General features: G+C 70.0%; 9 protein-coding genes. 7 read left to right on the top strand and 2 right to left on the bottom strand.

The genetic code is table 11. The features are described from left to right. From VK501_RS26490 to VK501_RS26475, 4 genes are all read left to right on the top strand, one after another. Window positions 1–336: alpha/beta fold hydrolase (locus VK501_RS26490; RefSeq protein ID WP_324342947.1), on the top strand; the 336-nt coding region annotated here is incomplete at its 5' end. 138 nt (window positions 337–474) lie between these two features. Beyond that, window positions 475–1,035 (top strand): cupin domain-containing protein, encoded by a 561-nt coding sequence (locus VK501_RS26485; protein ID WP_324342945.1) that lies wholly within the window; start codon window positions 475–477, stop codon window positions 1,033–1,035. Then, entirely contained in the window at window positions 1,032–1,289 is a 258-nt protein-coding gene (locus VK501_RS26480) for a hypothetical protein (protein ID WP_324342944.1), read from the top strand. Before VK501_RS26485 ends, VK501_RS26480 begins: the two co-directional genes overlap by 4 nt. Before the next feature lie 176 nt (window positions 1,290–1,465). After that, the gene (locus VK501_RS26475) at window positions 1,466–3,088 is read left to right on the top strand and encodes a M28 family metallopeptidase (RefSeq protein ID WP_324342942.1); all 1,623 of its coding nucleotides are present in this window, start codon (window positions 1,466–1,468) and stop codon (window positions 3,086–3,088) included. Between the two features lie 530 nt (window positions 3,089–3,618). On the opposite strand, the gene VK501_RS26470 is transcribed toward VK501_RS26475, so the two are convergent. Next, the gene (locus VK501_RS26470; protein ID WP_324342941.1) at window positions 3,619–3,930 is read right to left on the bottom strand and encodes a hypothetical protein; all 312 of its coding nucleotides are present in this window, start codon (window positions 3,928–3,930) and stop codon (window positions 3,619–3,621) included. Between the two features lie 351 nt (window positions 3,931–4,281). On the opposite strand from VK501_RS26470, the gene VK501_RS26465 reads away from it, so the two are divergent. Beyond that, complete coding sequence (locus VK501_RS26465; protein WP_324342939.1) at window positions 4,282–4,593, top strand: hypothetical protein; 312 nt, start codon at window positions 4,282–4,284, stop codon at window positions 4,591–4,593. Window positions 4,594–4,838: 245 nt separating this feature from the next. Here VK501_RS26465 and VK501_RS26460 read toward each other — a convergent pair whose 3' ends face one another. Continuing rightward, on the bottom strand, window positions 4,839–7,598 hold the full coding sequence (locus VK501_RS26460) for an ATP-binding protein (RefSeq protein ID WP_324342937.1): 2,760 nt from the start codon (window positions 7,596–7,598) through the stop codon (window positions 4,839–4,841). Between the two features lie 90 nt (window positions 7,599–7,688). Here VK501_RS26460 and VK501_RS26455 point away from each other — a divergent pair, with 90 nt between their 5' ends. Continuing rightward, window positions 7,689–8,684, top strand: coding sequence for an MBL fold metallo-hydrolase (locus VK501_RS26455; RefSeq protein WP_324342936.1), 996 nt, complete (start codon window positions 7,689–7,691; stop codon window positions 8,682–8,684). Continuing rightward, window positions 8,684–9,174 (top strand): DNA-3-methyladenine glycosylase 2 family protein (locus VK501_RS26450; protein WP_349261066.1); only part of this gene is annotated, 491 nt, incomplete at its 3' end. The genes VK501_RS26455 and VK501_RS26450, both read left to right, overlap by 1 nt.

The following is a 9,174-nucleotide window of genomic DNA, read 5'->3' as shown; positions in this document are numbered from 1 at the left end:
GAGTGGAGCGACAGCGGGGGAGACCTGGCGAGGCGCTTCGAGGACGACGAGATCTTGACCTGGGTCTCGCTGTACTGGCTGACCAACACGATCGGGCCGTCGTTTCGGCCTTACAGCGACGACTACGCACGCCCGTCGAAGCCAGAGCCCGTCATCGTCCCGACCGCGCTGGCGGTCTTTCCCGCGGATCTCGTGCAGGAGCCCCGCGAGTGGGTCGCGCGCCGTTACGCCCTGCAGCGCTACACCAGCATGCCGCGAGGTGGGCACTTCGCCGCCTTCGAGGAGCCCGAAGTGCTGGCCGACGACATCATGGCGTTCTTCGCCACGATCGAGTAGCGCCGGTTCAGCCTGGCGCCCCTGGTTGCCGGTGGACGATGAGTTGGATACCCGGCCGGTTGAGTCGCGCGACGCTCGGGTAGCAGCGCATAGGCGGCCGATTTCGCCCGCCTAACCTGCGGAGGCGGAGGCCAGCCGATGAACGACCATGCGTCCGCAGGTCCCGAGTCACCGGCGCCCGTCCCACCGGACGATCCGGCTCGCACGCTCACCCACGTCCAGCCGGACACGGATGACTCACTGCCCCATCTCGGCGTCGTCGGTGACACGTACACGATCCTCGTATCGGGCCAGGACACGGCCGGGCGCTACACGCTGATCGACATGCACGTCCCGCCGGGAGGCGGGCCGCCGCCGCACCGCCACGACTTCGAGGAGATGTTCACGGTCCTCGACGGCGAGATCGAGCTGACGTTCCGCGGTGAGACTGCGGTCGCGCGAGCTGGCGAGACGGTCAACGTGCCGGCGAACGCGCCGCATGTCTTTCGTAATGCCGGTGACCGGCCGGCGCGCCTGCTGTGCCTGTGCTCGCCCGCCGGTCAGGAGGAGTTCTTCCGCGAGCTCGGCGTCCCCGTCGCCCATCGCACGCAGGCACCGCCGGTGCTGGACGAGGCGGGCACCGCGGCGTTCATCGCCAAGGCGGTCGCGCTCGCGCCGCGCTACCGCACCGAGCTGCTGCTGCCCGGCCCCAAGGCGTGAGCCGCGAGCAGCGCGAGGCCCTCGACGAGCTCGTGCGCGACGGCCCGCTCGATCTCGGCGGTGACGTCTCGCAGCAGCGGGCCATCTTCGACGAGATGATGGCCGCGATCCCCGTGCCCGACGACGTCACGGCGGCCGCGGTTGAGGATGCGGTCGCGGCCTACGCAGGGCTGCTCGACGGTGAGGCGGCCCATCGGCGATCGCGCTCGCCGGGGAGTCCGCCGGCGCGAGGGGTCGCAGCTCGTCCGAAGTAGGTAGCCGTAGCTCGCGTCGTCCGAGGACGGCAATCTTGCTTCCATCGTTGCCACGCGCATAGGATGCGCGCGACGCAGCGCGCACGACGCGGCTCGAAGACCGCGAGGCTCTGCGCGAAATCCGGTCAGCGCCTATCGTGAGGAATGGTCGAATGCCGCAAGGATTCAGGAAGCGCATGCTGCGTTCAGGGATGATTGCGGCGTGTGCCGTCGCGGGGCTCCTGGCCCCCGCGAGCGCCGGGGCGATCACGTCGAAGCAGTGTGACGCGCGGGTCAACGACACGCCGGACACGCTCGTGCCCTGCATTCAGGAGGGCGACCTTTGGAACCACATGAAGGCGTTCCAGGGCATCGCCGACGCCAACCCCAGCCCGGCCGACGGCCACCCGTCGCGTAACTCGGGCGAGCCGGGCTACAAGGCGTCGGCCGACTACGTCGCCAACAAGATGCGCGCCGCCGGCTACAACGTCACGATCCAACCGTACAAGTTCACCTATTACGCCTACAAGGCACCACCGACCTTCAGCGAGGTCTCGCCGACGGCGCACGACTTCGTGCTCGGCGTGGACTGGAACCCGGGCCAGAGCACGGGCACCGCGCTCAACACGCCGGTTCAGCCTGCGGGCGGGATCGTGATCCCGCCGACCGATGCGCCGAGCTCGACGAGCGGGTGCACCAGTGCGGACTTCTCCGGCTTCACGCCGGGGCGTATCGCGCTGATCCAGCGCGGCGGCTGCAACTTCGGCGTCAAGGTACAGAACGCGCAGGCCGCCGGAGCGACGGGCGCGGTGGTCTTCAACGAGGGCAACCCGGATCGCACGGATCTCTTGAGCGGCAGCCTCGTCGACGCGGCGGGCAATCCGATCATCCCGACGATCCCCGTCGCGTTCACGTCGTTCGCCACGGGCCAGTCGCTGCTGAACGAGTACAACGCGGGCAGCAATCCGACGATGAGCCTCAGCATCACCGCGCTCGTCAACCCCAACGCCGACGACTACAACGTCATCGCGGAGTCCAAGGGCGGCGACCCGAACCACGTCGTGGTGGTCGACGCGCACCTCGACGCGATCTATGGGGCCGGGATGCTCGACAACGCCTCGGGCTCGGCGACGATCCTCGACGTCGCGGAGAAGATGAAGAACGTCACGCCGCGCAACAAGCTGCGGTTCATCTGGTTCGGCGGTGAGGAGCTCGGCCTCCTGGGCTCCGCCTACTACGTCAACAACCTCACGTCGTCGCAGGCCAACCACATCGGCTACGACCTCGACGCCGATGTGACGGCGACGCCGAACTACCTGATCGGCGTCCTCGATCCGGCGGCACCGGACCTGTTCGACCGCACCTCGTCGCCGATCTTCCCCAATAGGGTCTACAAGCCCTCGCTGGTCGCCCGCGACTTCGGGGCGAACTACTTCGACTCGATCGGCAAGAACCACGAGTTCCTGTCGCCGACCGGGACAGACGCGTTCAGCTTCAACCAGATCGGGATTCCGGCCAGCGGCCTGCTCACCGGGCAGGACTGCTGCAAGAGCCAGGAAGAGGTCAACCTGTTCGGCGGGTTCACCGGCAACTTCGAGGGTAACTTCCCGAGCACCGACGGTGGCTGCGTGGACAACCCGTTCCGCTGGTGCGACAACCTGTCCAACAACGACCCGAAGGTCCTGACGTTCATGTCGAAGGCGTTTGCCGACATGACGGTCCGCATGGCCTTCGACACCAAGATCATGTCGTCGAGCAACAACTACAACAAGCCCAAGCTGCCGAGGGCGAGCAGCAGCAAGCGGTTCTCGACGAGCTAGGCATCGCGCGGCGCCGGGCCTCGGCCCGGCGCCGCGCCGCTTGCGCCGACCGGCTCAGGCCTCGTGCGGCCGAGACGATGAGCAGCGCCATCGCGTTGCCCACCGCCCGGCGAGCCTCGACGTCGGCCCCGGGAACCGCGCGCCTACTTGCTCAAGGAGCAACTCAGGCAGGTCTACCGGGGCTCACGCTGGGCCTCGCCTGCGAGGTCGCGCGCATCTCGCCGAGGACCTACCAGCGCCGGATGGCGAGCCCGTGCCCCGAGCACCGGCAGTTGCGCGAGGCCATCGAGCGCGCACGCGTGGGCTGCGAGGGCGACCGGGTCGCGTGGATGTACCTGGCGGTCATGAGCGCCAGCACCCCGAGCGCTGGGCGCGGCCGTAGGGCGCCCCCACCTCTGAGGGCCGCCCCCGCAGGTTGCCGCGCTGGGCCCGGGTTGCCCTGTGGGTTGCCCAAGGCCTAGATCTACGGACGGGCTCCGAGCCCTGAGTAAACGAAACGCCCACTGTTTGCGGCTGTTGCGCAAAGGGTGCTACAGTGCGTCGTCCGTCTGGCCGGTGTTGCGGCGCGACTGAGCGTGGTTGAAGATGCCGACGGCCAGCACGACCACGAAGAACGCTGAGGCTGGTGGCACCGCCTTGTGCTGCACGAGAACGATGACGGCGGTGAGCGCCAGTCCGACGGCTCCCAGCGCGACGCAGACCGCGGCGGTCAGGCCCGGGGTGGTGAGTCGCCCTGCCTTGTTGCCGGCGCGAACGTGGGCGCGATCGCGAGCGATCCGTTGCCCGAGGAGGGCAGCCAGGACACCCGTTGCCATAGCGGGAATGAGCACATTGATGTCCATCTGTGACGTATCGGCAGCAGGTCCCCCGACCTACAGCACGCCACGGGGTGGCCGAGGCTCCGTCCGCGGCGGTCAAGACTGCGCTGGCCGCCGAGCGCGGAGTGTCGGAGGCCTGGGCGGACCAGCGTCTTGCAGACGCCGTTGGCCGAGACCTGAAGGCCGCCCCACTCGGGGCGGCCCAGCCGGGTGGCGATCCGCCGCGGCCCCAATCCGGGATGACCGAACGCGACGATCCGCTGCTCGACCATCGGCGAGATCACCGCCTGCGACACCTACTCAAGCTTCGCGTGGGCCGACGCGGTCGCGTGCCCGCCCTCCGGGCCGACCGTCGAACACACCTCGGCACTGAGCGTGAACCCGACGGGCATGGTGTTGAAGGCAAACGGCTCGTTCGCCGTGGTCGGCACGCTGCTCGCCGACGGTCACTACCGCGTCCAGCGCTTCGACCGCGACGGTCCGAAGGTCCTGGCCACCCACGCCTCCGCCGTGCCAAAGGACCTGCGCCTTCGCGGCGGGACCATCAGCTGGACGGTCGCCGGGGACTGCACCGCGCGCGGCTGCGCTGATCGCGCGGCGGCGGCAACCGACGACAGCCGTCGTGCTCAGATGCCAGACGCTGCAGCACCGGATGGTCGCGTTCGGCGGGTGGACCGCACCGTTTGATGACCGTCGCCGTGTCGCCGACGATCATCGAGCGACATGTCGCGTCCGACCGGGATCCGCGCGAGTCGGTCGGTGACATGGGCCCGAGCGGAGCCGCTCCTGGCGATGGTGACCACGACCACTCGAACTCGGCAGTAGGCCATCCACCCGCACGCCGAGCGACGCGGTAACGCGATTGACCAGCGCAAGTACCGCGGCGACGCCCGCTGGTCAGGGGTGTTCGCTGCACTCGTCGGCTACACGCCCTACTGCAGCCGGCGCACAAGCTGGGTCCGTGACTTCACATCGAGCTTGCGGAACGCCTTGCGGAGGTGGTACTCGACCGTGCTGGGGCTGATGAACAGCTGATGGGCGATCTCGCGGTTGGTGTTTCCCTGCGCCGCGAGGCGTGAGATCTGCAGCTCCTGAGGGGTCAGCTGGTCGATCGTCTCCGGGGTTCTCTTGCGAGCATGCTCGCCGGTCGCCTGCAACTCGGCCCGCGCGCGCTCGGCGAACCCCTCCGTCCCGAAGTCGGAGAAGAGGTCGTGGGCGACCCGCAGCTCCTTGCGCGCGTCCACGCGCCGGCGCTCGCGTCGCAACCACTCGCCGTACAGCAGGTGGGCTCGGGCGAGGTCGACCGCCATACGTGATCGAGCGAGCCTCTCGGTTGCCTCTACGTAGAGGTCTTCGGCGTCCTGGCCGTCGAGGAGGAGCGCCCGCGAGCGGGCCGCGATCCCGAGCGCCCAATCCGTGCCGCTCGCTGCGGTCGTGTCGACGAGACGCCGGAGGGCATCGTGGGCCAGGTCGGGGGTGCCGGCTCGGGCAGCGGCCTCGATGAGCTCGACCATGCCCCAGTTCGAGGCGGCGAGGGCGTGCGGATGCGCGGTGGCGCGAAGCGCGGCGGCCCGGGCGTCCTCGTAGCGGCCGAGGCCGTTGGAGAGGACCGCCTCGGCCCAATCGAGCATGGAGAGGCCGACGCCTTCGCCGCGATGCGTCAGGTCCGCGCGGCTGTGCTCGACGAGATAGCTGGCCTCGGCCTGGTGGCCTCGAAGGACGAGGAGTCCCACGGCGCCGTACGGCGCGACGACACTGTCCGATGCTTCCGTCGCTGTCTGGATCTCGTCCACCAGCGACGCCGCGGCCGTCAGCTCGCCCGCGAAGAGGTGGACGTAGACGCGCTGGGTGAGCGCGAAGGGGAGTTCGCCCAGGGCGCCCGTCTCCCGGGCGAGCTGGACGTGCCGCTCCGCGAGCAGCTCCCATCGCGTGTCGTCCCAGAGGTGCACGGAGGACACGGTTGCCAGCCATTTCCAACGCAGCTGCTCGGCGGCGGACATGCGGGCGGCATCGAATGCCCTGTGCGCTTGTCGCAGGACCGGCACCGCAGCCTCGTAGCTCTGGCTGAACAGTGTCGCCAGGCCGTCGAGAAGCACGTCGGGCGCACGCGGCGCGTGCGGTGGGGCGGGGGCCGTTCTGGCGGCTTGCGCCACCTCCAGCACTCCTGCGCCCGGTCCGGCAAGGCGTCCTGCGAACATCGCAGCCGACAGCGCCTCGAGATACGTCTCGCGCGCGAGGATTGGATCGAGCCCGCTCAGCCGCCGGGCGGCTTCGACGAGCAGCGGCGGCGCGTCGCGGCCGCGGGTGACGACGAACACCGTCTCGGCGCGGAGCAGGTCGACCTGGGCGCGCTGGAGCTCGCTCAAGCCACCCGTCTCGGCCGTGGCGAGCAGTCGGAGCGTGTCGTCTACAGCGCCGGCCTGGAACTTCGTGCGCGCGGCGGCCAGGGCGCGCCGCGTGCGGTGCTCGGCATCGGGCGTCATCGCCGCGGCGCGTTCGAGAAAGGCCGCGGCAGCGGCGAAGCCACCACGGGCCTGCGCTCGAGCCGCGGAACGCTCGAGCTCCGCGGCGACCTCTTCATCGGGTCCGGGTTCGGCCTGCGCGCGGTGCCAGGCGCGGCGATCGGGATCGGTCTCGGGATCGGTTGCCTCCGCCAGCGCGCGGTGGATCTCGCGGCGCTCCCTCACCCCGGCCGCCCCGTAGACGGCCGAGCGAACGAGCGGGTGACGGAACACCACGCGCGGAGTGAGCGTCAACAGGTCTTCCGCCTCGACGGTCTCCGCCGCCGTCTCAGGAATCCCCAGCCGCTTCGCCGCCCTCCAGACGAGCGCCGGATCGCCGACCGGGTCGGTCGCGGCCACGAGCAACAGGCGCCGCGCGTCATGCGGAAGCCTCGCCAGCCGACGCGTGAAGCTTTCTTCGATGCTGGCCGACAACGGCACCGCGGCGGGCAGGCCGAAGCCACCCGCGAGCTGCGCCGGCGTCAACCCGCGCGGCAGCTCGATGAGCGCGAGCGGATTGCCGCGCGTCTCGAGGACGATCCGCTCCAGCACGCCGTCGTCCAGCGGGGCGGGCAGCGCGGACTCCAACAGCGCCCGCGCGTCGCGATGCCCCAACGGCGTGACGTCGAGCTCCGGCAGTCTCGCGGTCGTGTCGCCGAGCGTGCGCGCCGCGAACACCAGTGCGATCCGCTCAGCCAACAGGCGGCGAGCCACGAAGGCGAGGGCGCGCGCCGATGCACGATCGAGCCACTGCGCGTCATCGATGACGCCGAGGAGCGGCTGCTCCTCGGCGGTCTCCGACAACAGGCCAAGGACCGCCAGCCCCACGAGGAAGGGATTCGGCGACGGGCCTGCGCTGAGTCCGAAGGCGACGGCGAGCGCGTCGCGCTGGGGCTGCGGGAGGCGCTGCATGAGCTCGAGGAAGGGCGAGCACAGGTTCTGAAGCGCCGCGAACGGCAGCTCCATCTCGCCCTCGACGCCGATGGTGCGGGCGACGCGGAACGCCGGGCTCGCCTCGACCGCGTACTCCAGCAGGGCCGTCTTGCCGACGCCCGGCTCTCCGTGCAGCACGAGGACGCCGCCGCTGCCGTTGCGCGCGGCCCGCAGAAGCCGGTCGAGCACTTCGCGCTCGCGGTGGCGTCCCACCAGGTGCTCTCCCGGCACGCGAAGCGCCGGCGCCTCTGCGCTCATGCGCCAAAGCATGCCTGAGCAGCACACTCGGGTCACGGACTAAGGCATTCCGGGATGCGAGCGCGCGGCTCATGGACGCACGATGCGCCCATGAGCACACCCGACACGACAACCGAGGCATTCGCGAGTACGCGTCCCGAGGCCGAGGACCTCCCCGACTACGCGCCGGTTCCGCGCTCGGCGCTCGGCCCCGCCCTCAACGAACAGGGCTACTACGTCGGCCGCGTCGAGCGCAACCTCTACTGGGTCACCGACGGCACCTACCAATCGGCCTTCCTGACGACCGCTGACGGCGTCGTCCTGCTCGACGCGCCACCCACCATCGGGCACAACATCCAGCGGGCGGTGGACGAGATCGCCGCCGCCAACGGCGTGAGCAACAAGGTGACCCACCTCATCTACTCGCACCACCACGCCGACCACGCCGGCGCGTCCTCGCTGTTCGACGGCGACGTCGCCCGCATCGGGCACGAGGAGACGCGCAAGCTCCTGCTGCGCGACGACGACCCGGCGCGGCCCGCGCCCGAGGAGACCTTCCAGGACCGCCGCACCCTCGAGATCGGCGGCGAGCGGATCGAGCTCGCCTGGCACGGCTCCAATCACTCGCCCGACAACATCTACATCCACCTGCCCGACCACGACACGTTGATGCTCGTGGACATCGTCAACCCGGGGTGGGCGCCGGTGTACCTCAGCAACCTCACCGAGGACATCCCCGGCTACATCGAGGCACCGGCCACCGCCCTCTCCTACCCGTGGAAGCACTTCGTCGGCGGCCACCTCGGCAGGCTCGGCACCCGCGAGGACGTGACCGTGCACCAGCAGTACATGGCGGACATCGCCGCGAGCGTCAGGACGGCGATCGACACGGTCGACCCCACGCCCTACTTCGCCAAGTACGGCGAGAACGTCTGGGCCGCGGTGCGCGGCCTGCTCGACGCGACGACGGCCGCCGCCGCGGCGCCGGTCGTCGAGAAGTACACCGGCGTGCTCGCGGCGGCCGACGTCTTCACCGCCAGCACCACGTTCTGGGTCATGGAGTCGATCCGGCTCGACCTGGGCTACGGCTCGCAGGTGCATCCCTGATGTCCAGGGGTGCCGTAGTCGCCGATCCAACCGTGCGGGACTTCCTGCGTAACGCCGATCCGGTGCTCGCGCGGCTGATCGACGCCCACCCGGGTTTCCGTCCGCGGGCCTGGATCGACGAGCTTCCAGCGCTCGACGCCTTCGGGATGCTCGTCTTCCAGGTCATCGGCCAGCAGCTCTCCGTCAGCGCGACGCGGACGATCCTGTCCCGTCTCGAGGAGCACTTTGGAGGACATCTGCCGTCATCGGCCGAGCTGCTCGCCGCGGATCCGCAGGTCCTGCGCGACAGCGGCATGTCCGCGCGCAAGGGCCAGACGCTCCGAGCGCTCGCCGAGCGCTTCGTCGACGGTCGCCTCAGCGACGAGGCGCTGTCGGGCATGACCGACGACGAGGTCGAGGCGGTCTTGACCGAGGTGCCGGGGATCGGCCCCTGGACCGCACACGGCTTCCTGATCTTCGCGCTTGATCGGCCGGACGTGCTCCTCTCAGG

The organism is Baekduia sp. (genome assembly GCF_035318805.1).
Taxonomy (GTDB): Bacteria; Actinomycetota; Thermoleophilia; order Solirubrobacterales; family Solirubrobacteraceae; genus Baekduia.
Note: the sequence above shows the minus strand (reverse complement) of the source record. Positions and strands in the feature narration are given on the sequence as shown.